The sequence below is a fragment of the Pedococcus soli genome, from assembly GCF_054782575.1.
In genome coordinates this window covers 538863-563612 of record NZ_BAAGSF010000006.1, presented here as the reverse complement: position 1 = coordinate 563612, position 24750 = coordinate 538863, and the positions used below count along the sequence as shown (strand labels likewise).

The 24750-nt window shown below is 68.2% G+C and carries 24 protein-coding genes; 12 read left to right on the top strand and 12 right to left on the bottom strand.

Annotated elements, in window-relative coordinates; all coding sequences use genetic code 11:
- Positions 1-23: 23 nt before the first annotated feature.
- The 6 genes from ACYVKF_RS17995 (at position 24) to ACYVKF_RS17970 (ending at position 6982) form a co-directional block, all read left to right on the top strand.
- Positions 24-830, top strand: coding sequence for a polysaccharide deacetylase family protein (locus ACYVKF_RS17995; RefSeq protein ID WP_460968236.1), 807 nt, complete (start codon positions 24-26; stop codon positions 828-830).
- Positions 817-2661: an oligopeptide/dipeptide ABC transporter ATP-binding protein gene (locus tag ACYVKF_RS17990; RefSeq protein ID WP_460968234.1), complete on the top strand. Its 1845-nt coding sequence runs from the start codon at positions 817-819 to the stop codon at positions 2659-2661. The genes ACYVKF_RS17995 and ACYVKF_RS17990 overlap by 14 nt, the downstream gene beginning before the upstream one ends.
- Positions 2658-3521, top strand: a complete 864-nt coding sequence (locus ACYVKF_RS17985) for an ABC transporter permease (RefSeq protein WP_056914676.1) — start codon at positions 2658-2660, stop codon at positions 3519-3521. The genes ACYVKF_RS17990 and ACYVKF_RS17985 overlap by 4 nt, the downstream gene beginning before the upstream one ends.
- A 10-nt stretch (positions 3522-3531) precedes the next feature.
- Entirely contained in the window at positions 3532-4518 is a 987-nt protein-coding gene (locus tag ACYVKF_RS17980; protein WP_056919168.1) for an ABC transporter permease, read from the top strand.
- A gap of 85 nt (positions 4519-4603) precedes the next feature.
- Positions 4604-6202, top strand: coding sequence for an ABC transporter substrate-binding protein (locus ACYVKF_RS17975; protein ID WP_056919287.1), 1599 nt, complete (start codon positions 4604-4606; stop codon positions 6200-6202).
- Between the two features lie 99 nt (positions 6203-6301).
- Entirely contained in the window at positions 6302-6982 is a 681-nt protein-coding gene (locus tag ACYVKF_RS17970; protein ID WP_056914673.1) for a GntR family transcriptional regulator, read from the top strand.
- Between the two features lie 1097 nt (positions 6983-8079).
- Here ACYVKF_RS17970 and ACYVKF_RS17965 read toward each other — a convergent pair.
- From ACYVKF_RS17965 to ACYVKF_RS17950, 4 genes are all read right to left on the bottom strand, one after another.
- Complete coding sequence (locus tag ACYVKF_RS17965; protein ID WP_460968231.1) at positions 8080-8421, bottom strand: hypothetical protein; 342 nt, start codon at positions 8419-8421, stop codon at positions 8080-8082.
- A gap of 78 nt (positions 8422-8499) precedes the next feature.
- On the bottom strand, positions 8500-9090 hold the full coding sequence (locus ACYVKF_RS17960) for a hypothetical protein (RefSeq protein ID WP_460968229.1): 591 nt from the start codon (positions 9088-9090) through the stop codon (positions 8500-8502).
- Positions 9087-9800: a class I SAM-dependent methyltransferase gene (locus ACYVKF_RS17955; RefSeq protein ID WP_460968228.1), complete on the bottom strand. Its 714-nt coding sequence runs from the start codon at positions 9798-9800 to the stop codon at positions 9087-9089. The genes ACYVKF_RS17960 and ACYVKF_RS17955 overlap by 4 nt, the downstream gene beginning before the upstream one ends.
- The gene (locus ACYVKF_RS17950) at positions 9797-10444 is read right to left on the bottom strand and encodes a helix-turn-helix domain-containing protein (protein ID WP_460968226.1); all 648 of its coding nucleotides are present in this window, start codon (positions 10442-10444) and stop codon (positions 9797-9799) included. The genes ACYVKF_RS17955 and ACYVKF_RS17950 overlap by 4 nt, the downstream gene beginning before the upstream one ends.
- Positions 10445-11064: 620 nt before the next feature.
- Between ACYVKF_RS17950 and ACYVKF_RS17945 the strand changes: the two genes are divergently transcribed.
- The 4 genes from ACYVKF_RS17945 to ACYVKF_RS17930 all read left to right on the top strand — a co-directional run bounded on the left by ACYVKF_RS17945 (position 11065) and on the right by ACYVKF_RS17930 (position 14984).
- Positions 11065-12258, top strand: a complete 1194-nt coding sequence (locus tag ACYVKF_RS17945) for a N(5)-(carboxyethyl)ornithine synthase (protein WP_460968225.1) — start codon at positions 11065-11067, stop codon at positions 12256-12258.
- A 92-nt stretch (positions 12259-12350) separates the two neighbouring features.
- Complete coding sequence (locus ACYVKF_RS17940) at positions 12351-13178, top strand: ABC transporter substrate-binding protein (protein ID WP_460968223.1); 828 nt, start codon at positions 12351-12353, stop codon at positions 13176-13178.
- A gap of 93 nt (positions 13179-13271) precedes the next feature.
- The gene (locus tag ACYVKF_RS17935) at positions 13272-14096 is read left to right on the top strand and encodes an amino acid ABC transporter permease (protein WP_082553133.1); all 825 of its coding nucleotides are present in this window, start codon (positions 13272-13274) and stop codon (positions 14094-14096) included.
- A 3-nt stretch (positions 14097-14099) separates the two neighbouring features.
- The gene (locus ACYVKF_RS17930; protein ID WP_056914636.1) at positions 14100-14984 is read left to right on the top strand and encodes an amino acid ABC transporter ATP-binding protein; all 885 of its coding nucleotides are present in this window, start codon (positions 14100-14102) and stop codon (positions 14982-14984) included.
- Positions 14985-15037: 53 nt separating this feature from the next.
- Here the strand turns inward: ACYVKF_RS17930 and ACYVKF_RS17925 are convergent, their stop codons facing one another.
- Positions 15038-15646 carry a hypothetical protein gene (locus ACYVKF_RS17925; RefSeq protein WP_460968220.1) on the bottom strand — a complete coding sequence of 203 codons (609 nt, stop codon included), beginning with the start codon at positions 15644-15646 and terminating at the stop codon, positions 15038-15040.
- 117 nt (positions 15647-15763) lie between these two features.
- On the opposite strand from ACYVKF_RS17925, the gene ACYVKF_RS17920 reads away from it, so the two are divergent.
- Complete coding sequence (locus ACYVKF_RS17920) at positions 15764-17719, top strand: thiamine pyrophosphate-binding protein (RefSeq protein WP_460968218.1); 1956 nt, start codon at positions 15764-15766, stop codon at positions 17717-17719.
- Positions 17720-17753: 34 nt separating this feature from the next.
- On the opposite strand, the gene ACYVKF_RS17915 is transcribed toward ACYVKF_RS17920, so the two are convergent.
- Genes ACYVKF_RS17915 through ACYVKF_RS17885 form a run of 7 tightly spaced genes read right to left on the bottom strand, consistent with a single transcriptional unit; the run spans position 17754 to position 23188 of the window.
- Positions 17754-18863, bottom strand: coding sequence for a sensor histidine kinase (locus ACYVKF_RS17915; RefSeq protein ID WP_056919144.1), 1110 nt, complete (start codon positions 18861-18863; stop codon positions 17754-17756).
- Positions 18860-19537: a response regulator transcription factor gene (locus ACYVKF_RS17910; RefSeq protein ID WP_460968216.1), complete on the bottom strand. Its 678-nt coding sequence runs from the start codon at positions 19535-19537 to the stop codon at positions 18860-18862. Before ACYVKF_RS17910 ends, ACYVKF_RS17915 begins: the two co-directional genes overlap by 4 nt.
- On the bottom strand, positions 19530-19955 hold the full coding sequence (locus ACYVKF_RS17905; RefSeq protein WP_460968215.1) for a hypothetical protein: 426 nt from the start codon (positions 19953-19955) through the stop codon (positions 19530-19532). The genes ACYVKF_RS17910 and ACYVKF_RS17905 overlap by 8 nt, the downstream gene beginning before the upstream one ends.
- The gene (locus ACYVKF_RS17900; RefSeq protein WP_460968213.1) at positions 19952-21121 is read right to left on the bottom strand and encodes a molybdopterin-dependent oxidoreductase; all 1170 of its coding nucleotides are present in this window, start codon (positions 21119-21121) and stop codon (positions 19952-19954) included. The genes ACYVKF_RS17905 and ACYVKF_RS17900 overlap by 4 nt, the downstream gene beginning before the upstream one ends.
- Complete coding sequence (locus ACYVKF_RS17895) at positions 21118-21852, bottom strand: methyltransferase domain-containing protein (protein WP_460968211.1); 735 nt, start codon at positions 21850-21852, stop codon at positions 21118-21120. Before ACYVKF_RS17895 ends, ACYVKF_RS17900 begins: the two co-directional genes overlap by 4 nt.
- Entirely contained in the window at positions 21849-22532 is a 684-nt protein-coding gene (locus tag ACYVKF_RS17890) for a TIGR04282 family arsenosugar biosynthesis glycosyltransferase (protein ID WP_460968209.1), read from the bottom strand. The genes ACYVKF_RS17895 and ACYVKF_RS17890 overlap by 4 nt, the downstream gene beginning before the upstream one ends.
- Positions 22529-23188, bottom strand: coding sequence for a glycosyltransferase family 2 protein (locus ACYVKF_RS17885; RefSeq protein ID WP_460968207.1), 660 nt, complete (start codon positions 23186-23188; stop codon positions 22529-22531). The genes ACYVKF_RS17890 and ACYVKF_RS17885 overlap by 4 nt, the downstream gene beginning before the upstream one ends.
- Positions 23189-23300: 112 nt before the next feature.
- Between ACYVKF_RS17885 and ACYVKF_RS17880 the strand changes: the two genes are divergently transcribed.
- Positions 23301-24746: a hypothetical protein gene (locus ACYVKF_RS17880; RefSeq protein WP_460968205.1), complete on the top strand. Its 1446-nt coding sequence runs from the start codon at positions 23301-23303 to the stop codon at positions 24744-24746.
- The last annotated feature ends 4 nt before the right edge of the window (positions 24747-24750 follow it).

Genomic DNA, 24750 nt, shown 5'->3' with positions numbered 1-24750 from the left:
TCGCCGTCTACGTGGCCATGGGCGTGGAGCACTACACCTTCGGAGTGGGCCAGACCGAGGACCTCCTTGAAGGAGTCTCGGCGCCCGATCTGGTGAACGCCAGCTGGCGCGACTACGGCAACCGCGTGGGCGCCTTCAGGCTGCTACGGCGCATGGAGACCTTCGACATCGCACCTACGGTCCTGCTCAACACGGCGCTCTATGACAGCGCGCCTCAGCTGCTCGAGGCCGTGCGTCGAAGCGGCGCCGAGGTGGTGGGCCACGGAGTGTCCAACTCACACTCTCTGGGTTCCTTCAGCGAGCCCGAAGAGCTCCTGTACCTCAAGGAGGTGGCTGCGCGGATCCATGACGAGGAGGGTGCAGCCCCCCTCGGCTGGTCAAGCCCATGGCTGACCCAGACCAGCAACACGCTCGACCTGCTGGGGGAGAGCGGCTACCGGTACGTGCTGGACCTCCGCCTGGACGACCAGCCCGTCTGGCTAAACACTCGCTCGGCTCCGTTGCTGGCGATTCCATACGCCCTCGAACTCAACGACAGCACGTCGATCATCGGTCGCAACGTGGGCGCCCGCGAGTTCGCGGACATGATCATCGACGAGTTCGAGGAGTTGCTGCTGGCTGCAGGGGAACAGCGACTGGTCATGAGCATCGTGATCCATTCGTTCATCTCGGGCGCGCCGTTCCGACTTCGGCAGCTCGCTCGCGCGCTGGAGCACCTCGCCGGCAGGGGAGACCAAGTCTGGTTCACCCAACCGCGGGAGATCTACCGCGTCATGGCTGACGAACGATCCGCAGCAACCGGAATGGACGTGACTGATGAAGTTCGCTGACGTTCGCTCGAAGCGGTCGACCGGGGACCGGCCCGACCCGCACCCCGCTGAGGGTTTGGCTGCCTCCATCCATGGGCTCACGGTCAGCCTGGAACGCGACGGTGCACGCAGCGAGGTGCTGCGTGGTGTCGACCTTAACGTCGGACGCGGCGAGATCGTAGGACTGGTGGGCGAGTCCGGATCGGGCAAGAGCGTGCTTGCGCTGAGCATGATGGGCCTGCTGCCCCAGGCGTCCCGACCGCGCACGCACGGTTCGATTGAGATCGCGGGCGTGGACGTCCTCAACAGCGCGCCATCTGAGCTGCGTGACCTGCGCCGCCACGAGCTAGGTGTGATCTTCCAGGATCCAATGACCTCGCTCAATCCGACCATGCGGGTGGGCACGCAGATCAGTGAGGTCAGCCACGACCGGGACACGTCGCTCCAGCTGATGACGTCGGTCGGGATCCCTGATCCCGAACTACGTTTCCGGGTGTTCCCCCACGAGCTCTCAGGCGGACTGCGCCAGCGGGTGATGACGGCCATCGCTGTAGCAGGGCGACCCTCCTTGATCATCGCCGACGAACCAACCACCGCCCTGGACGTCACGGTGCAGGCCCAAGTGCTGGAACTGCTCGCCGACCTCCGTGACACCTTTGGCTGCAGTGTCGTCCTGATCACCCACGACCTCGCCGTCGCTGCCCAGATCGCCGATCGCATCGCTGTTCTCTACGCCGGACGGGTGGCTGAGCTCGGTCCCGTCGCGGAGATGCTGCGACGTCCCACGCACCCGTACACCGTGGGGCTGCTGAGTTCCCGGCTCTCCCTCGAGACACCACGCAACCTGCCACTGACGACCTTGAAGCCGGAGACGGCTACCCCGGCCGAGCGCATGCTGGGTTGCGCCTACCACTCGCGGTGCCCCCTCGCCGACGAACAGTGCTCGCGCGAACAGCCGCCGCTAGCTCCCGTCGCCTCGGGCGCCGATGCGACCCTCCTGCACGAACGGTCGTGCTGGCGATCCGTGGCTCAGGTGCAGGCTCTTGCCCACTCGCGGGCTCCCGTCGATCCGGTGCTGCGGTCCGAGAGCCGTCAGCTCTCGGAGGCAGGGGAGTCGGTACGCCTCGACGACGTGCACGTGCGGTTCGTCCTGAAGTCCGGGGCGCGCCATCGCGAGGAGGTGCATGCCCTTCGTGGCGTCGACCTGACGGTCGGAGCCGGCGAATCACTCTCGATCGTGGGTGAGAGCGGGTCGGGGAAGTCCACCCTGCTGCGCGTGGTGGCGGGACTGATTCCCCCCACCTCCGGTGCCGTGCACGTGGGCAACAAGGGAGCGCAGATGGTCTTCCAGGATGCCGGCTCATCTCTCACGCCCTGGTTGACGGTGGGTGAACTCCTCCGTGAGCGCCTGCGCCCGCTGCGCCTGGGTTCGGCTGAGGTGCAGCGCCGGCTGGACTTGGCGCTCACCACGATCGGTCTCCCGGCTGGTATTGCCAACGCCCGCCCGAGCGAGCTGTCCGGCGGCCAGAAGCAGCGTGTCGCCCTCGCTCGTGCCACCGTCATCCCACCGTCCGTGCTGTTGTGCGACGAGCCGACCAGTGCCCTCGACGCCTCCTTGGCGGCCAGTGTGCTCAACCTCATCCGTGAGCTGCGCAGCGCATTCGCGATGACCGTCATCTTCGTGACGCACGACCTGTCGGTAGCTCGCCTCATGGGCGACCAGATCGCCGTGATGACCCAAGGGCAGATCGTCGAGATGGGACCGGCGACGGATGTCATCGAGAGACCGGAGCACTCCTATACGCGCTCTCTTCTTGCCTCGGTCCCGACGATCGAGGTGACGACGTCATGACTGTTGCGAAGATCCCTGCGTCACGAATGCGCGTGCTGGCGTTCACGTCTCGCACCCCCTCGGGGTCACGGGCCAGTACGGCTGTCGCCTCACTGCTTCTGCTCGTCACCATCGTTGCCGTTCTCGGTCGCGTCCTCTCGCCCTACGACCCAGTCCAGCCGGTGGGGATGCTCAACTTGCCGCCAGGGTCTCCCGACCACCTTCTCGGCACCGACTCGATCGGCCGTGACCTGCTCAGCCGAACCCTGTGGGGCATCCAAATCAGCTGGTTCACCTCACTGGTCGTCGTGGCCTCCGGCTTGGTCATTGGCGGTGCCATCGGCGTCACGGCAGGGGTGTGTGGCGGTTGGATCGACAACCTGCTGATGCGGTTCACCGACCTGTTTCTGGCGCTACCCGGCGCTCTGGTGGCCATCGCCATCGTCGCTGCGCTCGGACCCGGACTCAAGAACACCCTGATCGGAATCATGATCGTCTGGTGGCCCTACTACGCCCGCATCATCCGTGCCGAGGTGAAGTCCCTCGCATCGAGACCGCATGTGGAGGCGGCGCGGCTCGCCGGTGTCGGGCGCGGTCGCTTGGTGCTGCGACACATCGTCCCCGGAGCCGTGCCCACGGCCCTGGTGACGGCCAGCCTGGACATCGGGAACGTCATCCTGCTCCTGGCAGGTCTGTCATTCCTCGGGCTCGGCCAGTCCGCCCCTGCCCCCGAGCTCGGAGCAGACACTGCCCGCAGTCTGCAGCTCTTGCTGACCCAGTGGTGGATTCCCATCACTCCAGGCATCGCCGTGTTGTTAATGAGCCTGATCGCCAACCTGGGCGGGGACGCCGTCCGGCAACTACTGAACTCAAAGCGATAAGGGGACGACCGTGCTCAAGTTCATCGTGCGTCGCCTAGGGTCGAGCCTCGTTCTCATCCTCGTGCTGTCAGCAATCATCTTCCTTCTCCAAGAGATCACCCCCGGGGACCCTGTCAGGGCCTACATCGGACTGAACGCCTCGCCGGAAGCCGTTGCGGCGGCCCGGGAGTCTCTCGGGTTGAACAGCCCACTTCCCCTGCGCTACCTGCACTTCTTGGGACGCCTCCTACACGGTGACCTTGGCGTCTCCTTCCGCACTCACAGGTCGGTCGTCTCCGACCTAGGCGACTTCCTGCCAGCGACGGCCGAGCTGGTGACGGTGGCGTTCGTGTTCGCCCTTGTGCTGGGCATTCTGTTCGCCGTATCGGGGGCACTGCGGTGGTGGGGAACCTCGGTCCTACGCGGCCTGCTGCTCGTGCTGGCCACCGGCCCGTCCTTTCTCCTGGCCCTGGGCGGCATCGTCCTCTTCTACTCTCGTCTCGGCTGGCTCCCGGGCGGCGACCGCGGCGCCAACGCCTCGGGCCCGACCGGGTTCCTGATGATCGACAGTCTCCTCCATGGAGACGTAGCGCAGTGGGCGACAGCCCTTCAGCACCTGGTTCTGCCCGCCCTTGCCCTGGCGATCGCCCCGGCCATCGCCATCGGACGCATCCTGCGCGCGAGCCTAGAGACCACGATGAATGCCGACCACGTCCGCACCGCGCGTGCCAAGGGCCTCAGCGAAGGGGCGGTTCTGGGAGGCCACGTAGTTCGTAACTCGATCGGACCAGCGCTGTCGATGGCCGGCCTGCAACTCGGCTTCATGTTTGCGGGCGTGGTCGTCGTCGAGCAGATCTTCAGTTGGCCCGGCATCGGGAACTACCTGGCTCGGAGCATTCCGGTATCAGACTTCCCGGCCATCGCCGCGGTCACGCTTGTCCTCGGCACGATCTACATCATCGCCAACGCGCTGGTAGATCTCCTTCAGGCGGCCGCCGACCCACGCTTGAACCTATGACCCGCCGTGCTGCCCCGAAAGGGCGCGCGTGCCCCCAGCTTGAACACAAGAAGTCTGCCGGATCACAACTAAGGAGTAGCGCGTGATGAATCAACTAGGTGGGAAGAGGGCTCTGAAGGCGTTGGTCGCCGTCGCCATCCTTCCTCTGCTCGCAGTCGCCGGCTGTGCTGGCAAGACCAGCTCCCAGGGGTCCGCGGGCGGTAAGGCGGCCCCTACCGACGGCGTGTTGACGGTTGGACTGCTGGGTGACATCGGACAGCCACCCGACCCCGATGTGTACTACGCCAACAATGGCTGTGCCATCATCCTCAACGTCTACGAAGGTTTGGTGCAGTACAAGAACAACCTCGACAAGGTAGAGGTCGCGCCGCGTCTGGCTGAGTCCTGGACCGTTTCACCGGACTTCAAGACCTATACCTTCAAGTTGCGCAAGGGCGTCACCTTCCACGACGGCACCCCGTTCACCTCGGACGCTGTCCGCTCGTCCTTCGCCCGCCGCGCGGCGGTCAAGGGTGGCGCTGCTTACATGGTCGAGGATGTCGCGTCGGTTAAGACCCCCGACGCAGCCACGGCCGTCGTCGAGCTCAAGTCCTCGAACTCCGCCTTCCTGGACTATCTGGCATCCCCCTTCGGCCCGAAGATGGTCTCGCCCGACGGTGTGAAGAAGAACGCGGGCTCGGACAACGCCCAGACGTACCTGTCCACCCACGACCTTGGCACAGGCCCCTACGAGTTGAGTGACGTGCAGGTGGGATCGAAGTACGTCCTGAGCCAGTACAAGGACTACTGGGGGACGATCTCGCCGTTCAAGACCATCAACATGCCGGTCTACGACGACGTGTCGTCGCTGCAACTGGCAATCGACAACGGCGACGTATCCGTCAGCGTGGCTAACCTGCCGTCCTCGAGCCTGAAGAAGTACCAAGACAGCCAGACCGTTGCCAGCTACTTCCTGCCGACCATCCAGTCCGCGATGATCTTCATGAACCCCAGCAAGGACTTCTTCGCCAAGCAGGAGGCCCGGACCGCATTCCTCCAATCCATCAACCAGAAGCAGCTCGTCGAACAGGTGCTGGGCGCCCGGTCGACACCCGCGACGACGATCTACGCCAAGGGAATGATCGACGACGGGTCAGACAAGCAGAACATCACGTACGACCCGTCCGTGCTGAGCAAGTATGCGAAAAGCTTGCCCGCCGGGACGGCAATGGTGATCGGACATGCTTCTGACAATGTCAACGCTCAGCAGATGGCCAACATCGTGGCTGCGCAGTTGCAGGCCCTCGGGATCAAGGCCAGCGCTCAGAGCTATCCGACGTCGCAGGTCTTCAACTGGCCCAACGACCCCACCAAGGGCCCAGACGTCTTCTTCGACGGCAACAACGGACCTGACGGAGGCAGCCCGTACATGTGGGGCCACGTGTTCTGGGACAAGACCGGAGGCATCAACTACTTCAAGTGCGACGACCCGTCCACGGACGCCGACCTCAACGCCGCGCTAAAGACCGGCGACAAGGCGCTGTTCGCCAAGGCCGCCCAGACGTACTCAGCCACGGGTTGCTGGATGAACCTGTCCTACAACAAGGACTGGGTGGTGGCGCAGAAGTGGCTCACAGGCGTGCCGGAGTCCCAGAATATTGGCGCCAATGAGCTCAACTTCAGCATGCTGTCCATCAAGAAATAGACACGCCCGCGACAGCGGGGGCCAGCAGACTGACTGCTGGCCCCCAGGCGAGATCGGGTCACCGCACGAGTGCCGCACGTACCCAAATGAAGGAGTCACATGGCCACCCAGGAACGGGAACTGGTCGAGGTTGCTCAGAAGGACTCGTTGGCGCGGCAGGTCTACTTGGCGCTGCGCGAAGGAATCATCCTCGGGACCTACCCGCAAGGTTCGCGTCTGATCGAGCAACGCCTTGCCGAAGAGCTCGAAGTCTCCCGGGTTCCACTCCGGGAGGCAGTTCCGCAGCTGGAGATGCACGGCTTTGTGGAGACGTCTCCCCGCAGAGGTGCCGTGGTGGCCACGTGGGACGCCAAGCGGGTGAACGACCTGTTCGACCTGCGGCTGAGCCTCGAAGTCGGGGCTGCGCGCTACGCCGCCGCACGGGTCGCTGCCGGGGCGTCGACAGAGCCACTGGATGCGGCACTGCAATTAGCTCAAGATGTCGTGCACGAGGGTGACCCCTACAAGATCGCGGAGGCCAGCACCCGCTACCACGAGGCAATCGTTCAGCTGGCGGGTAACGACCTGATGGCCACGTTGATGCGGTCAGTCTCGGAACGAGCCCTCTGGCTGTTCTACCTGACCTCGCAGCTCGATGCCGACGAGGCGTTCAACGATCACGTGCATCTGACTGATGCGATTCGCTCGGGCAACGAGCGCCTGGCTGAGGCACTCGCCTACACCCATATTGAGCACGACCGCATACCCTCCTTCACTGCGCTCCGATCAAGAGAAGGCTGAGCACCTTGGAGGTGCAGAGGAGGGGCCTGGCTATCGACTGGCCGTTTAGCTCGTCCGGGTCGGCGGAACGAAAGATCGCAACGTGTCTGGGGTGGCGACGGCCACGGACGCGTCAGCACGAAACCACCCAAGGTCGCGCCCCGGCCGACCCCCGGTTCCCGTGACAGTCGCATAACGTCTGCTTGACTAACTGCTTGACAACGCCGGCGTGCTAGACCGGATGTCGAGGAACATCGGGGTACTGGTTCGTGCGCAGCAGGACGTCGACGAACAGTGACGCACGGCATGAGAATGCTTGACACGGAAGAGGTCACTGGTTCAAACCCAGTATCGCCCACCAGTACGAAACAGCCCCTGACCTGCGGAACGCCGGTCAGGGGCTTCTTCGTTGCCTGGCGTCCGTGGATCCTGCGTGACTAACTGCTCAACTAAGCGGCCTCTTCTCGGGCTTGGTGCCGGTCCCTGCACGTTCGCCTGACGTGCGTGGACGTCCGAAGGAGGGCCACGCACTTCCCTCGCAGGGAAGAAGTCAGTGGCGCTGGTCGAGGGGACGCTGGTGCTGGAACTCGTCATGCGCCCGCCCTACTGACACCGATCGCGTTGACGCCTCACACTAGGGGTCAGGTCATGAGCGTCACCTGTTCGTGCAGCAGACCCCTACCGCCGCCTCGGCCGGCGTTCCTTGCCGGCGTCAAGCTGAGTCCTCCCCCCACGGCGACGGGCATCCGCAGGCGCGCGTCCGGCCGTTGCCCTGTCATGGAATCGACATGGAGCCGTTCGATAGTTCGTCATCTTTGATGGCCAGGGTGGGGGTGGCGAGTGCCTGGCCCGCCACCCGAGGAGACGAGGCAAGCGAGGGAGATGACATGAGCACCCGAGTCGAGAACTCCTCGCTGGTAGAGGTCCCGGGTACGCCGGATCTACATGCAGTGGACGCAGGTCGAGGACTCCCCCGATGCATGAACGGGGTCGAGGCCTCATGAGGGTGGGGGGACGGCCCTGACGCGGGGCCGCACCGAGGGCGGCTGCGGGCGCACGTTGTTCGACAGTCAGATCGACCACCTGAGATCGGGCGAGTCTTCGGGAGCGGCAGCCGATCAGGCGGTGATGCGCAGACTTTGACATGGGTACAGCTCTTTGCAGGTGACGCAGTGCAGGAGGGAGCCCCGCCCTTCCTCTGGAAGCGGGAGGTAATCGCCGTGAATGTCGAAAAGGTCGCGCTTCATTGCCGCCTCGGCAAGCAAACGCCGACCGGTCATGCCCGCCCGACCATCAGAGGTGACCGTTAACCGTGAGTCCTGAACGGCGACCTGCTCGATCGTCAGCCAAGCGATCTCTTCATCTTGCTCGATCCGCCTCTCGAGGAAGTCCCAGATGTCCATCGAGGCCGGCTCCCTCACCGGTGCTCGGAAGTACAGCGAGATCTCGCTCAGCGGCATGAGCGGACCGCGGGACGGCCAGCTCGGTCGCTCTGGTAGGCAGGACATGGCCGGTCGCCCTCTTACCCGGAGTTGAGGTCAGGAGCTCAGTTGGTGGGTCATGGGTGGCGATGAGCCCAGGGCGCCGAGCGCGTGGCGTGCCAGGTACCTCTGGACGCCGTCGGCGATCTGATCGAGCGGCCTTGGCGGCAGATAGGCGTGGGCGCCGGCATCGAGCAGTCGGCCGACAGGGCCGGAGATGTCGATGCCGAGCTCGGGGTCGAGGATCTCGCTGACGATGATCTGGGCGTGGGGGAACAGCAACGTCCAGCGGTGGGTGAGCTGAGGACTGTGCGCACTGGTGAGAACGACATCGGCGGTGTCTGGCGCGTCGTGGAAATCGAGGATGACCCAGTCCGGGCCGAAGGAGTTGCGCAGCAGGTCGCGTGCGGCACAACTGAGGCGCATCGTCGTGGCCAGGACCTTGGTGCCCTCGCGCAGGACTGGTGCGTCGTCGGTTGCGGGGTCGGTGGTGATGGTTCCCTCGAGGACTGACGGGGAGTAGGTGAGGGTGCCGATGGTCTGCCCGTCGCGGCGAAGGATCACCGGCGCGGACATGTCCAGGCTTTCTACCCATGCCCGCACACCCGGGTCGAGGTCGTCGAGGTCGACCACGACTGGAACCGTCATGGCGACTCGAGGGCGAAGAATAGGAAGCAGATGAAGCGCCGACCCTCGGGCGGGAGGAGTTCGGCGGGTGTGTCAGGGTCCGCGGCAGGTTCGGTGGTACTGGTGATGACGAGGCCGGCGTCGAGGAAGGCGTTGATGACGTCCTGCAGTGGTCGGTGCCAGTAGGTCAGGGTGAAGTCGTTGCCGTCGTGCTGGTAGTCCTCGGAGTAGCGGGTCAGGGCGAAGTAGTCCTTGTCCTGGTAGGTGAACGCGTAGACGAAGGGGTGGATGATCGACGCCACCAGCCGACCGCCGGGCTTGAGCACCCGCCGCAGTTCGGCAAGGGCCGACGCCCAGTCTTGGACGTAGTGCAGAGCCAATGAGCAGGTGACGACATCGAACTGGTCGTCGTCGTAGGGAAGGGGTGCGGCGAGGTCTGCGACCCGGATGTCGGCGGTGTTGCCGAGGCGGTCCGCAGCGATCTTGATCATGGCGGGGCTGAGGTCGAACCCGGCCACGTCGGCGCCACGGTCGCGCAGCGCGACCATGAGGGGACCGTGCCCGCAACCTGCGTCCAGGACTCGTTGCCCTGTGACGTCCCCGGTGAGGCGGAGCATCTCGGGTCGGGTGTACCAGGCGTTGAACAGACCGTTGTCGTTCGCCGCGGCGTACGTGGCCGCGAAGTCGTCGTAGTCGGGACGGTCATGGGTGCTGATGTCGGTACCGCTCATGACTGATGTTCCTTACGAGATCTGTCTGTAGTGGCGCTGATGTCCTGGACGAGCGCGGCCATGACGACGCCGTAGTAGGCACGGCGTTCCACACCGTCGTCGGCGTCGCTCAGGGAGCGTGAGGTTTCGGTCCAGCGGTCGAGGAGCTGTACGAACTCGTGGCGCATCTGCTGCAGCTCGGTGTCGCTGAGCCGCACAGCGAAGTCGTCGCTGATCGTGCGTTGCTCGCTGCCGGAGACGTCGGCCAGGGAGGGCGGTTCCTGTATGGCGCGGTGCAGTGCGAGCACGTGTCCTTCAGCAACGCGGCGAAAGACCCCTACCGCCGCCACCCCGCCCTCGAGCTCCCGCATCGCATCGAAGTCGACCTCAAACCCCCGGTCGGACGTCATTCGCCACCAGCGCTCACGCCCGTTCCCGGATTGCTCTGGGTTCTGTTCGATCAACCCATACCGGGCCAGCTGCCGGAGATGGAAACTGACGGAGTTCGCCGGTTCACCTAGACCACCGGCCAGGTCCACGACGCGAGCCGTTCCCCGCCGGGACAACTCCCCCAGAAGTCGCATGCGCAGCGGGTGCGTGACGGCGAGCACGGCTTTGGGGTCAGAGATTTTGGTCGGTGACATTCGTGGAGAGTCGTCAGGCACGACGTCAACCTTGGCGCACAGCGATGGGAAGCGCAAGCGTATTTGCGCAAATATGCTTGCGAGTAGGAATGTGGATGTGGCGGTGTGTAGTCCATTGGCCCCCCCAACCATCAGCGACACCGCGCTGACAGTGGAGCTGCCGTCCAACCTCGTCGCGCGCCAATGTCCGCCCATCGGCATGTGCGGATGTTGCTTCGTTCTGATGGGCGGCAGAAGTAGGCGGCGCCACAGTCCGAGCTTGGCTCCGAGCGGCCCTCCACCGGCGAGTGACTGAGTGAGTGACAATCGCTGCGGATTTGGACGGACGCCAGGGGACTGTGGGGGAGTAGTTCGTGCTCAGACGGACCCCGGCGCACGGCCACGGACGGTGTGAGAGTCGTTGACACAGAAGAGGTCACTCGTTCAAACCCAGTACCGCCCACCAGTACGAAACAGCCCCTGACACGCGGAAGCGCGGTCGGATGCTGCGTCGTTGTCGCCCTCGACGGCCGGCGACGGGTTCGTGCCGGCGATGGTCGATGCGGAGCTCGGTCGTCGGCACCGATCACGGAGGAACCGCGACGACCCGAGGGACGACGCGTCTAGTGTGTTAGACAGTGGACCCACTCGAAGGGGTATCCGTGCAGCAGCTCAGCCTTGGAATCGTCTCTCGCTCACGCAAGGAGAACGAACGCCGACTTCCCATCCACCCGCGGCACCTGGAACGCCTCGACCCGGCACTGCGGGGGCAGGTCTTCCTCGAGCAGGGGTACGGCGAGAACTTCGGGATCTCGGACGAGCAGCTGCGCCCGTTCGTCGGCGGGATCCTCTCCCGCCAGCAGCTGGTGGACGTGTGCGACGTCATCATGCTGCCCAAGCCCCTCGCGGCCGACGTCGCGGAGCTGCGGCAGGGCCAGGTCCTCTGGGGGTGGCCGCACTGCGTCCAGGACGCCGAGATCACCCAGCTGGCGATCGACAAGCGGCTGACGCTCATCGCGTTCGAGGCGATGAACCACTGGCGCCCCGACGGTGCCTTCAACCTGCACGTGCTGCACAAGAACAACGAGCTCGCCGGCTACGCGTCCGTGCTGCACGCGCTCTCGCTGGTGGGATCGACAGGTGACTACGGACGTCGACTGAGTGCCGCCGTCATCGGCTTCGGTGCCACGGCCCGTGGCGCAGTGACCGCCCTCAGCGCCCTGGGCCTCAACCAGGTGGACGTCCTCAGCCTGCGGGAGGTCGCCGAGATCGCGTCGCCCATCCACTCGGCGAACATCGTCAACTTCGACCGGCCCGAGGGCGGGAGCGGCAGCGTCGCCTACACGGAGAACGGCCCGGTGCCGTTGGCGACCTACCTTGCCGAGCACGACATCATCGTCAACTGCGTGCTGCAGGACCCTAACGCGCCGATGGTGTTCCTCCACGACGCGGACCTGCCGACGCTGGCGCCCGGCACGCTGGTCATCGATGTCTCGTGCGACGAGGGCATGGGTTTCAGCTGGGCCAGACCGACGACGTTCGAGGACCCGATGTTCACCGTGGGTGAGCACGTCCGCTACTACGGGGTCGACCACAGCCCGTCCTACCTCTGGGACTCCGCGACCTGGGAGATCAGCGAGGCGCTGCTTCCCCACGTGGCGACGGTGCTGGCGGGGTCCGCCGCGTGGGACTCGGACGAGACCATCAAGCGCGCCGTCGAGGTCCGTGACGGCGTGATCGGCAACCCCGCGATCCTCGCCTTCCAGTCCCGCGACGAGGAGTACCCGCACGTCAGGGCCTCGGGCGGCCCTGAGCCGCGGTCCCCGCGCAGCAGGTCACGATTCGGGGTTGCCTGAAGTCAAGGCGGTGTATGCCGCCCAGCGCTGGGTACTGTCGGCGGCAGTCAGACGTGGGTCGACCACGTTCACTACCGCCTAGGAGTACTCCGGTGACCACCTCACGCACACGCCGCGCCAGCGCCCTCGCTGTCGTCGCGCTCACGTCCACGTTGGCCCTTGCCGCGTGCGGTTCCGGTGACGATGCCGCCCCCGCCGCCACGAACTCCGCTGGCGTGGCGCTGATCACGGGGGGCAAGCTCAAGGCCTGCACCCACCTGTCCTACAAGCCGTTCGAGTTCAAGGAAGGCTCCAAGGTCGTCGGCTTCGACGTGGACCTCATGGACCTCGTCGCCAAGAAGCTCGGGGTCGAGCAGGAGGTCGTCGACATCGAGTTCGCGACGATCACGTCGGGTGCTGCCTTCGCGGCCAAGAAGTGCGACGCCGGCTACGGTGCGACGACGATCAACGACAAGCGCAAGCAGGCCATCAGCTTCTCGGACCCGTACTTCGACTCGACGGCGGCACTCATCACCAAGAAGGACTCGGGTGTCACCGACCTCGCCAGCCTCAAGGGCAAGAAGATCGGCGTCCAGACCGACACCACGGGTCAGGAGTTCGCCGAGAAGGAAAAGGGAGCCAACGGCTTCACGCCGGTGGTCTTCGATGACCTGCCGACCCAGCTCGCGGCCGTGCTCGCCGGTCGGGTGGACGCCGCGATCAACGACAACGGGCCCCTCCTGGACTACGTGAAGGACAACCCGACGACCGCGGTCGTCAAGGAGTTCGACACCGGCGAGCAGTACGGCCTGATGTTCAAGAAGGACGCCAACGGTCAGAAGCTCACCGAGCTGACCAACGAGGTACTCAAGGCTGCAGTCGCCGACGGCACCTACAACACGATCTACAAGAAGTGGTTCGGAGTCGACGCCCCGAAGTGACCTCGCGCAGCGTGGGGGGCGGCAGTACGGTTTCGACCGGCCGTCGCCCCTCGGCGTTGCGGCCCATGACCCCGCAGGTCGGCAGGAGAGCTGATGAGCGCCACCCACACCGAAGCGCCACCGAAGAAGAAGCTGTCCCCGCGCAGGCGCGCCCAGCGGATCCGGTGGGTGCAGTACGCAGTTCTCGTCGGCGTGGCGCTGGTCATCGCGTTCGTCGCGGACTGGGGGCAGATCCAGCAGCAGTTCTTCCGCAGCGACCTGATCAGGACCACCCTGACCGAGGGCGTCGGGGGTGCGCTCAAGAACACCATCGTCTACACAGCCGGCGCCTTCGTCATCGGCCTCCTGCTGGGCACGGTGCTGGCCCTCATGCGACTGTCGTCGGTCGCCCCCTACCGGTGGATCGCGACCATCTGGATCGAGTTCTTCCGAGGCCTTCCGGCGATCATCGTCTTCATCGCGTTCGGCCTCATGTCGCTGGCCTTCGAGGGGTTCGTCATTCCGTACGACCCCTACGGAACGGTGTGGGTCGCCCTCGGCCTCGTCGCCTCCGCCTACATGGCCGAGACGATTCGAGCGGGAATCCAGGCCGTACCGCCCGGACAGATCGAAGCTGCTCGTTCGCTCGGTATGCCGTCCGGCGTCGCCACGCGGAAGATCGTCCTGCCGCAGGCCTTCCGGGTCATCACTCCGCCGTTGACGAATGAGCTCATCCTCCTCGTCAAGGACTCCTCGCTCGTCTACGTCCTGGGGCTGTCGGCCTCGGGGTACGAGCTGACCAAGTACGGGCGGCAGCTCTCCAGCGACAACGCCAGCCTGACACCTCTCGTGGTGGCCGGCTTCTGCTACCTGATCATCACCCTCCCGCTCTCCATCATCGTGCGCCGCATGGAAGCCCGACAGAAGAAGGAGCGCTGAGCCGTGACCGCACCCACCCCGGCCGCCCCGATCGTCGAGGTCACCGACCTCCACAAGTCGTTCGGCGCCAACGACGTCCTGCGCGGGCTGAGTGCCACCATCCGCCAGGGCGAGGTCGTCTGTGTCATCGGTCCCTCAGGTTCCGGCAAGTCGACCTTCCTGCGCTGCATCAACCTCCTCGAGAGCCCCACGAGCGGCTCGATCAAGGTGGGAGGGGAGGAGGTCAACGACCCCGACTGCGACATCGACGCCATCCGTCGCAACATGGGCATGGTCTTCCAGCAGTTCAACCTCTTCCCGCACCTGTCGGTCCTCGAGAACTGCACGGTCGCCCAGACCACGGTGCTCAAGCGGAGCAAGGACGAGGCCCAGGCCAAGGCCCGCGAGAACCTCGAGAAGGTCGGCCTCTCCGAGAAAGAGGACGCCTTCCCCGCGCAGCTCTCGGGTGGTCAGCAGCAGCGCGTCGCCATCGCCCGAGCGCTGTCGATGGACCCCAAGCTGATGCTCTTCGATGAGCCGACATCCGCCCTGGACCCCGAACTGGTGGGTGACGTCCTCTCAGTCATGCGCCGGCTCGCCAGCGAGGGAATGACGATGTTCGTCGTGACCCACGAGATGGCCTTCGCCCGCGATGTCGCCGATCGCGTGATCTTCATGGACGGTGGCGTCATCGTCGAGGAGGGCGCGCCCGAGCAGGTCATCGGAGAGCCCACCGAGGAGCGGACCAAGGTCTTCCTGCAGCGCGTGCTCGACCCGACGCACGTCGAAGCGGGAGCCGAGGACGCGGCATACGCCAAGCGTCACGTGGGTGAGGTCGCAGCTGACGACGTCGATGAGCGCCACCCGGCCACGCACGGTCGCAACGGCGGTGGCGCCGGCCGCGGCTGAAAGAGCACCCACCGGGCGGTTCCGTCCGTGAGCCGTGCGCCTTCACAGCGCCCTCAGGAATCAGTGACGGCTCGCTCTGCGCCCTCGGCGAAGAAGGCCGCCACGTCGTCCAGCTCTGCCATTGGCCTGGCCGCCCCGAACGACTGGTTCCAGAAGTCGCCCTGTCGCCGCCGCCACGGACCGACGTAGGCGTAGGGCTCGGGGATGACCGCATCGCCGGGGGAGACCCCGTAGTTGACCTCGCCGAGCGAGATGCCGATGTCGAAGTGCTCGGGCCAGAGCACCGGCTCCTCGGACGTCGCGAACGTGCGCAGTGCAGCGTCGCCCCGGGCGAACGCGTCGAGCAGCACGCCGACGTGGTCGGGGTCGGTCACGATCGAGTCCTCCGGAGCGACGTCGACGGTGTCGCTGTAGACGTCGCCCAGCCCGCGGGGCGTCACCCCGAGGACTGCGGCCGCCGCGGCATAGGTCCCGGTCAACGGGTGCCGCCCGCCCGGTCCGACCAGCTCGGAGCCAAGCAGCCGCAGGTCGGGCCGGGCCACGGTCGCGATGCCGCCGGGGACGACGCGCAGGCGGATGTCGCCGCAGGCGTCGTACTGAGGGCCCGCGAGGAGGAGCTCGGCCACCGCGTGCAGGCTGGTGCGGGTCTGGGTGAGGTCCACGTCGTTCTCCGATCGACTCCCTGGCACAGGAACGTACTTCTCCGATGCGATGTCACGCTAGGGCAGAGGGTGTGTACTGATGCTCCTACCGGTCCGCACGGGCACGAGGAGCGTGAGATGGACACCACCACGGAGTCGTGGCACGAGGTCCCACCGCAGGACGTCCCGGAGGAGGGGCGGGTGCGGAGCGTCACCGTCGACGGGCGCTCCATCGCCCTGACCCGTTGTGGCGGGCGGCTCGGTGCGCTCGAGAACCACTGCCCGCACCAGGGTGGCCCGCTGGGGGAGGGGTCCATCGAGGACGGACTGCTTCGCTGCCCCTGGCACGGCTACGACTACGACCCCATCTCGGGGGCGCCGCCCGGAGAGCTCGCCGACCACCTGGATGACCGGGTGGCGGCCTACGAGGTGGAGGAAGGCCCCGGAGGAGTCCAGATCCGGCTCCCGGACCGGGTGCCCCCGGGGCGCACCGTGGCGGACGTCCTGGTGGAAACCCTTGTCGCCCATGGGATCGACACGGTCTTCGGCATGGTGGGCCACTCCAACCTGGGGTTTGCGGACGCCCTCCGGCGCGCGGAGCAGCGGGGTGGGCTGCGGTACGTCGGCATCCGGCACGAGGGCGCGGCCGCCTTCGCCGCCAGCGCCTACGGCAAGCTCACCGGTCGACCCGCAGCGTGCTTCGCCATCGCGGGTCCGGGCTCCACCAACCTCCTGACCGGTCTCTACGACGCCAAGCTGGACAGTGCCCCCGTGGTGGCGATCTCCGGGCAGGTGCCGTCGAAGGTGCTGGGCCGCGGAGCCTTCCAGGACCTCGACCTCGGGGCCGTGTTCCGCGACGTCGCGATCTCCACGACCACCGTCCAGTCCGGCAGCGACCACGCCGAGCTCGCCGCGCTGGCGGTCAAGCATGCCCGCGACGGCCGGGGGGTTGCCCACCTGGTGCTGCCCGACGAGGTCCAGGTGCAGCCGTCGTCCGCGCCGGCCGGGTCGCCGGACGGCCGCTACTCCCGTCGACCCGTCGGACCCGATCCCGATGCGCTGGCCCGCGCGACCGCGCTCGTCGCCTCGGCAGTCCGGCCCGTGCTCGTGGTCGGACACGGTGCTCGCGACGCCAGGGACGCGGTCGTCGCCTTGGCCGAGCAGCTCGGCGCGCCGGTGCTCACGACCTTCAAGGCCAAGGGTCTCGTGCCCGACACGCACCCCCTGGGCGCCGGAGTGCTCGGGCGGAGCGGGACCCCCGTCGCCAGCTGGCTGATGAACGAGGCCGACCTGCTCGTGGTCGTGGGCGCATCGTTCTCGAACCACACCGGCATCGCGCCATGGCAGCGGATCGTGCAGATCGACGACACCCCCACAGCCATCGGAAGGTTCGACGCGGTGACCGCCGAGGTGCTGGGCGATGCAGCTGTCGTCCTCCCCGCCCTGGCCGACGCCGTGAGGGCGGCCGGCACGAAGGCCCAGGACCAGCGCGGCGACGTGGCGGATCGCTGGGCCATCTGGCGCGCCGAGAAGGCCCGTCGCGTCGCCGACGACCGCGGTCGGGGCGTGTCGGCCGCAGCCGTCTTCGCCACCCTCTCCGAGCACCTCCCGGCCGACGCCGTCGTCACCGTCGACGTCGGCAACCATGCCTACTCGCTCGGCCGCTACCTCGAGTCGAAGGGGCAGCCGGTGCTGATGTCGGGATACCTCGGCTCGATCGGCTTCGGCTACCCGGCGGCGATGGGTGCGTGGGCCGCCGACCCCAGCCGCACCATCGTGGCGGTCACCGGCGACGCTGGCTTCGGCCAGTACGCGATGGAGCTGACCACGGCCGTGCACCACGGCATACCGGTCAAGCACGTCCTCCTCAACAACAACGCGCTCGGCAAGATCAGCAAGGAACAGCTGGCCGCCGACTACCCGGTGTGGCACACCTCACTGACGAACCCGGACTGGGCCGCGTATGCCGTGCTCTGCGGTGCGCACGGGATCCGCGTCACGCATCGCGAACAGCTGGACGCGGCGATGACCGAGCTCTTCGCCACCGACGGCCCGGTCCTGCTGTGTGTCGAGCAGGACGCCGAACTCCTGTGAACGACTTCCCCCTGACCGCTGCTGGGGCGTCTGACTAGGCGGGCAGGCGGACGACGAAGCGGCAGCCGTTGCCGTGGTTGCTGACGGTCACGGTTCCCTGGTGTGCCTCGACGAGCCCTCGCACGATGGCCAGGCCGAGGCCGGCGCCGGTGTCCGGACCCGGTGTCCGGGCGCGGGTGCCGCGCCAGCCCACCTCGAACACCGACTCGAGGTCGTCGGGGTCGATGCCGCCACAGCCGTCGCTCACGGTGAGCTCGACGGTGTCCCCGGCCGTGCGGCCCTCGACGAGGACGACCCCGTCGGTCGGGGTGTGGCGGATGGCGTTCATGACGAGGTTCCCCACCACCCGGGACAGCGCCGTGGCGTCGGCGCGGACCTCGACGTCGGGCACGACGTTCCCGCCGAGCTCGACACCGCGGGTGGTGGCCACCGGGGTGGCGCCGGCGATGGACTCGCTGACGACGTCCCGCAGGACCATGGGTTCCAAGGTCAGGTTGAGCGCGCCGGCGTGGATGCGGGACAGCTCGAACAGGTCGTCGACCATGCCGGCCATCCGGTTCGTCTCCGTCAGCATCTGCCGGTGGTAGCGCCGGGGGTCGCTGGCCACGCCGTCGTCGAGCGCCTCGGCCATGGCACGCAACCCAGCCAACGGGGTCCGCAGGTCGTGGGACACCCAGGCGACGAGCTCGCGGCGGGACTGCTCGAGCTGGCGTTCGCGCGCCTGGGAGGTACGCAACCGTTCACTGCTGCGTGCCAGCTCGTCCGCGACCTCGCGCATCTCTGACGGGTCTCCGGCGGGCGCGTCCACGTCCTGCCCCGCACCGACAGCAGCGGCCATGCCTCGGAGTCTTCGCGCGGACAGGGCCAGGGTGCGGGCCAGCAGGAGCGCGAACGCTGCCGACACCACACCGGAGACACCGCAGACGAGGACGATGACGCCCAGGTCGTGGCTCGAGAGGAACATCGCCCGTGCAGTTCCGACGACACCGGCGACGACACCGCCGACGGCGACGACGGCGATGAGCCCGGCGGACCAGCGGATGGGCGCGCGTCGGATGCGCCACCCGATGAGCGCACCGACGACACCGACGCCCAGGGACCACCCGGCGGCGATGAGGACCACGGTGACCTGGTCGCCGGTCACTGCGGTTCCCACCGGTAGCCGACGCCCCACACGGTGAGCAGCCGGGCCGGGCGACGGGGGTCGGTCTCGACCTTCTCGCGCAGGCGGCGGACGTGGACGGTGACGGTGGACTGGTCACCGAACGACCAGCCCCACACCTCGCGCAGCAGCGCGTCGCGGGACCAGACCTGTCGGGGGTTGGCGACCAGGAAGTGCAGCAGGTCGAACTCGCGCACCGTCAGCGGGAGGACGGCACCGGCCAGCGTCGCCGTGTGCTCGGACGGCTCGACCACGAGGTCGCCGTCGGTCACGGTTGCGCCCTTGGGGTGTCGTTGCCCGACGCGACGCAGGACGGAGTCGACGCGCAGGGCGAGCTCGCGGGGACTGAACGGTTTCGTGACGTAGTCGTCGGCACCGAGCCGTAGCCCGACGAGGCGGTCGGTCTCGGCGCCGAGGGCGGTGAGCATGATGATCGGGACGTCGCTGCTCTCGCGCAGCCGGCGGCACACCTCGAGCCCGTCGACGCCGGGGAGCATCAGGTCGAGGACGACCAGGTCGGCACCGCGGCCGCGCATGGCTTGCAGCGCACCCTCGCCGTCACCGGCTTCCTGTACGCGGTGTCCACCGGCCCGCAGGTAGGACACGACGACCTCGCGGACGGTGAGGTCGTCGTCGACGACGAGGACCTCAGCCACGGGGTACTCCTTCGCGTCGGTCGTGGACGGCCACAGCTGCCGCTGCGACCAAGACTACGGCGACGACCGCGGCCCATCCTGCGGCATACGGACGGTCGAGGAGGGTGGGGTTGTCGGCCTTCGCGCCGAACCGGCCCAGCACCGGCACCGCCAGCAGCGTCAGTGGGCCGAGGACGACCAGGACCAGGAGTGCAGCACGACGGCTCCAGGTCGGCAGGACGCGCGCCGCTGCGACCCCGACGAGGACGACCACGGGGGCGACGAGCCCGTCGTGGACGACCACGACACCGGCCAGCCAGGGGACGGTCGCCAGGAGGTTGCCCCATCCGAGGCCGAGGAGGCGCACGACGCCATACAGACCGAGCACGAGCCCCACCGCGCCGATGACGGTGCGCGTTCCGCGCAGGGTGCCGGTCATGCCTGCACCTCGATCCGGTTGACCCACTTCGTCTGCAGCGCGCCGGGGCGGTTGGGAGCGATGATCCGGCACGGGTACCCGTGGTCGAGGGACAGTCGTTCGCCGTCGAGGGTGAGGGCGAGGATGGCTTGCGGATCGGCAGCCACGTTGGCCGGCAGGCGGCTGCGACTCGACGCACCGCCGCGTTGGAGGGACTCGACGAGGACGGCCGAGCCGGTGGGCGCGTCGACCAGGGCCATGAGGTCGGTGATGCGCACCCCGGTCCAGGTGCCGGTGGCGCTCCACCCTTCGACGCAGGCGATGGGCAGGGTGGCAGTGGTCTGCGGCATGGACTCCAGGTCTGCTCGGGTCAGCTGTCGGTGGGCACCGCCCAGGCTGACGGTGAGGGTGAACCCGGGGTCGGCCGCGGCGGTCGTGACGCCTGCGGCGGCGGCGGTCTTGTTGATCGGCACGTTGCCGGGCCCTGTGCCGGAGCGTGGGGCGAGGACCGACAGGCGCCTGACGCCCGGGACCCCGGAGGCGGCGCTGGTCACCACGGCGACGCCGGCCGCCGCCCAGGTGGCCCGCAGGATGGTGCGCCGGTACACAGCACCCGGCACGGGTGCCACCTCTGGCCCCAGCCAGGCGCTGCGAATGACGGGCAGCTTCACCGCGACGTGGACGAGCAGGGAGCCCATGGCTACCCAGCCGAGGGCGAAGTGAGTGGACCGGAACGAGAACGACCACGGGTACCACTGGGCGGAGTTCGCCAGACCGGTGACGAGCTGGAACGACGCGCTGGAGACCAGCACCAGGATGGACAACCGTTCGACGGCGTCGAGCAGCCTGGCTCGGGTCGGCGTCGGTGGGCGCCGGAACAGCTGGGGGAACACCGACCACAGCTTGACCAGCAGCAACGGCACGGCCGCGGTCCCCGCCGCGACGTGCACGCCCTGGGTGACCCGGTAGAGCCAGATGGGTCGGGTCGGCAGGGGGACCAGCGGGTTCGGCAGCTGTGCGAGGTGGCTCCAGACACCGGTGAGGAAGGCCACCAGAAAGCAGACGCCGAGCCAGGTCCCGACCCGCGCCGTGAGCTGCGGGCTGCGGGCAGGGCTGGTGAAGTCCTCCGGCGTGGGGGCTCGGTCGAGGAGGCTCGTGAGGGAGTCGGTGAAACGGGTGCCGCTCACGACTTCACGCCGGTGGACGGGGCCAGGACGCCGACCGTGCGTCCGTGTCGTTGGGTGACGGCAGCGACGACGAGGCCGGCCGCCGAGGCAGCCTGCGGCAAGGCGTCGGGGCCGAGCTCGGCCCACGGGAACGACGTGGACGCGAGGCCGCCCGCGCGCAGGTGCAGCTGGTGGACGCGCAGGCCGGTGCCCGCCTTCGCGAGGTCGACGACCACACGACCGTGGTCGTGGATGAGGTGCCTGGCGCGGGCGAGGAGGGCGGTGGGGTCGCCGCCGATGCCGATGTTGCCGTCCGCGAGCAGGACGGTCTCCCACGTTCCCTCACCCGGCAGGGGGTCGAACAGGCTGCCGCACTCGACGGGCACGCCACGTCGTCTGGCTTCGACCAGCGCTGTTCGGGAGGTGTCGACGCCGAGGACGTCGTGGCCCCGGGTGCGGAGCTCGGCCGCCAGGCGACCGGGACCGCACCCCAGGTCGATGGTGGAGCCGTGGCAGTGGTCGAGCAGGAACCTGTCGCTGCGGGAGGCCTTGCCCGTCCAGCTCCGGACGGGGAGGTCGCGATGGGTGGCGTGCCCCTCGATCACCGCCGTGAGCGTCCCCAGGGCGAGGGCCGTGGCGAACACCCGCGCAGGTGAGGCATGACCGGGACGGCCCCCCGCCTCCGCGTCCGTGAACGGGCCGACGCGAGCAGCCCCCGCGGTGGTGCCTCCCGGGCTGGTGACGGTGCTCATGCGGTCCTGCTCTCCGGGGTGGTGTCCAGCTGCCGCCACGCGTGGGCGAACCTGGTGTGCGGTGCTGCTGCGGCGACTGCGTGGGCGTCGGCGGCGGTGTCGACGTCTCCGAGCTCGGCGGTGTGCAGGACGGTCCCGGCAGCGCCCTCCACGGCGGCCCGGGTGCGCACCCACGTGTCCGGGTGGGACATCGGCACCAGGGGCAGCCCGGCCACGTCCCCGGGCGAGGTGGTGGCCAGCACCCACCAGCCTCCGTCAGGCGCACGCCCCAGGACGGGGCGACCGCCACGTGTGGCCGCGATGACGTGCTCGAGGTGCCGGGCGGTGACGTGGGGCGTGTCCATCCCGAGCTGGACGACCGGGCCGCCGTGGGTGGCGTGCACGTTCCGGTGCGCGGTGGCGAGCCGGTGCGCGAACGTCGGACCGTCCTGGCCGACCACGTGCCAACCGGTCAGCGCCTCGAGCAGCTGGGCGGGGTCGACGGCACGGTGGAGGCTCCCGGCCAGCGCGAGCACGCGACGTCCCCGCGGAAAGACGAACTCGCACACGGCCAGCGTGTCCAGCAGGGCCGCCTGCGCCAGGCGTGCGGCGTGGTGTGCTCCCACGGTGGCTGCGAGACGGGTCTTCACCTCACCAGCGACCGGGGCCTTGGCCACGACGAGGATCGTGGCGCCGGTCACGGGAGGGCCTTGACGAGGTCGTGCGCAGCCCTGGCCGAGCCGAGCAAGGACCCGGACACCTTGGAGGTCGTGCCCTCGGCCCGCGGCCGGTACGTCATGTCGTGCTCGACGACGGACCATCCTGCTCGGTGTGCCCTCACCAGGACCTCCACCGGGTACCCGAAGCGCAGGTCCCGGACCCCGAGCGCGAGCAGGTCTGCGCGGCGCGTCACCCGCACGGAGGGGATGTCATGCAGCCGCATCCCGGTGCGTCTGCCGATCCACCACGCCGCCACCACGTTGAACACCTTCGCGTGCCAGCCCATGGTGGCTCTGGTGACGGGGCGGCGTCGCCCGACGGCCATCGTGGCCCGGCCTCCGGCGACGTCCTCGAGCAGGGGGAGCAGCTCCGCCGGGTCCAGCGAACCGTCGCCGTCCATCACGGCGACGTACCTCGCTCGGGCCGCGGCCACCCCGGCCTGGACCGCTGCGCCGTACCCGGGCCGGTGCTCGACCACCACGCTCGCCCCCAGCCCGCGGGCGACGTCGGCGGTTCCGTCGGTCGAGCCGTTGTCGACGACCAGGACGGACATGCCCGCGGGAACCCTGGCGAGCAGGGCCGGCAGGGCTCGCGCCTCGTTGCGGCACGGGAGGATGAGTTCGCAGTCCAGGACCATGCGACGACGCTATGGCGGCCACCGATCGCGTTGCGGGGCCAAACATTACGGAAGTCTGACCAGTGAGCCCGTGGCCCGTCACCGGTGCCCGGGGCGTGCGAGGGTCAGCGACGTGACCACACCACGTGCAGCCACGGCTCCCACGCAGGCAACCGCCCAGTCGGCGACGTCGACGTCGACGTCGACGTCGACGGACCACGAACCGCGCGCGGACGGCGGGTCCCGGACCGGGCGGGCACTGCTGCGGGGTGTCCTGGTGGCGATCTCGCTCATCACCGCCGCGGTCGTGGTGGCGCACCTGCCAGGGGTGAACGTGCACGCCGGCGCGGCAGCGCCGTTGCAGGCCGCGTGGTCCCCACGGGTCGGCGTGGGCACCCTCCCGGCGCTGGGGTTGCTCGGGTGGGCCGCGACCCCGCACCCGTGGACGGTCATGGCGCGGTTGGGCTGGGGCAGGCTCCTGCTGGCGGTGTGGGCACTGTCGGTCGCCTGGATGGTGTCCCTCGCTCTCGTGGACGGTGTGGACGGGATCGGCACAGTCCTCGACCATGACACCGAGTACTTGGTCAGCGCTCGAGGCGTCGGTGACACCGGCGAGCTGCTTCGCTCGTTCATCGGTCGGATCCCGTTGACTGCCAACGACAACTGGCCGGTGCACGTGGCCGGGCACCCACCGGGCGCACTGCTCTTCTTCGTCGCCCTCGTCCACCTGGGACTCGGCTCCGGGCTGGCCGCCGGCCTGGTCGTGGTCGCCGTCGCGGGGACCGTCCCGGTCGCGGTCGCCGTGACCTGCCGGGCCCTCGGCCACGAGGCCCGGGCCAGGGGAGTGCTGCCCTTCCTGGTGCTGGGTCCGTTCGCCGTCTGGCAGGCCGTCTCGGCTGATGCGGTGTTCGCCGCCGTCGCGGCCTGGACCGTTGCCGTGGCTGCGTTGGCCGGTACCGCGCCCACCCGCGTGAGGTCCTCGGCGTTGGCGGTCGCCACGGGACTCGGCCTGGGTGGCTGCGCCATGCTGTCCTACGGGCTGCCCCTCGTGGTGGTGCTGGTCCTCGCGGCACTGGTCGCCGCCCGAGGTTGGCACCGTGACGTGGTTGCGCTGGCGTCAGTGGTTGCCGTCGGGGCAGGCGTCGTCGTGGGTGCCTCTGCCTGGTCAGGGTTCGCGTACTGGCAGGCGTATCCGGTTCTGCACCAACGGTACTGGGACGGCCTCGCCTCCGCCCGGCCCGCCTGGTACTGGGTCTGGGCCAACCTGGCCCTGCTGGCCGTGTGCGCCGGGCCGGTCCTGTTCGGCGCCCTCGCCGCGTCCGCCGGACGCCTGCGGGCCACTGCCCACCGACCCGACGGCGACCCTGTGCTGACACTCGTGGTCGGTGCCGTCCTTGCGATCGTGGTCGCGGACCTGTCGCTGATGAGCAAGGCCGAGGTGGAGCGCATCTGGCTCCCCTTCGTCCCGTGGCTGCTGCTGGCCACGGTCATGGTCCCCGTACGGGCACGGCGGTGGGCCCTCGTGGGCCAGGCTGCGCTGGGGCTGCTGGTCCAGTCGCTGCTGGTGACGCCGTGGTGACGCA

Excerpts from the sequence above, each read along its gene's own strand:
- ACYVKF_RS17990 (WP_460968234.1), top strand. The coding sequence starts at position 817 with ATGAAGTTCGCTGACGTTCGCTCGAAGCGGTCGACCGGGGACCGGCCC.
- ACYVKF_RS17985 (WP_056914676.1), top strand. The coding sequence starts at position 2,658 with ATGACTGTTGCGAAGATCCCTGCGTCACGAATGCGCGTGCTGGCGTTC.
- ACYVKF_RS17975 (WP_056919287.1), top strand. The coding sequence starts at position 4,604 with ATGAATCAACTAGGTGGGAAGAGGGCTCTGAAGGCGTTGGTCGCCGTC.
- ACYVKF_RS17970 (WP_056914673.1), top strand. The coding sequence starts at position 6,302 with ATGGCCACCCAGGAACGGGAACTGGTCGAGGTTGCTCAGAAGGACTCG.
- ACYVKF_RS17965 (WP_460968231.1), bottom strand. The coding sequence starts at position 8,421 with ATGCCGCTGAGCGAGATCTCGCTGTACTTCCGAGCACCGGTGAGGGAG.
- ACYVKF_RS17960 (WP_460968229.1), bottom strand. The coding sequence starts at position 9,090 with ATGACGGTTCCAGTCGTGGTCGACCTCGACGACCTCGACCCGGGTGTG.
- ACYVKF_RS17955 (WP_460968228.1), bottom strand. The coding sequence starts at position 9,800 with ATGAGCGGTACCGACATCAGCACCCATGACCGTCCCGACTACGACGAC.
- ACYVKF_RS17935 (WP_082553133.1), top strand. The coding sequence starts at position 13,272 with ATGAGCGCCACCCACACCGAAGCGCCACCGAAGAAGAAGCTGTCCCCG.
- ACYVKF_RS17920 (WP_460968218.1), top strand. The coding sequence starts at position 15,764 with ATGGACACCACCACGGAGTCGTGGCACGAGGTCCCACCGCAGGACGTC.
- ACYVKF_RS17905 (WP_460968215.1), bottom strand. The coding sequence starts at position 19,955 with ATGACCGGCACCCTGCGCGGAACGCGCACCGTCATCGGCGCGGTGGGG.
- ACYVKF_RS17895 (WP_460968211.1), bottom strand. The coding sequence starts at position 21,852 with ATGAGCACCGTCACCAGCCCGGGAGGCACCACCGCGGGGGCTGCTCGC.
- ACYVKF_RS17885 (WP_460968207.1), bottom strand. The coding sequence starts at position 23,188 with ATGGTCCTGGACTGCGAACTCATCCTCCCGTGCCGCAACGAGGCGCGA.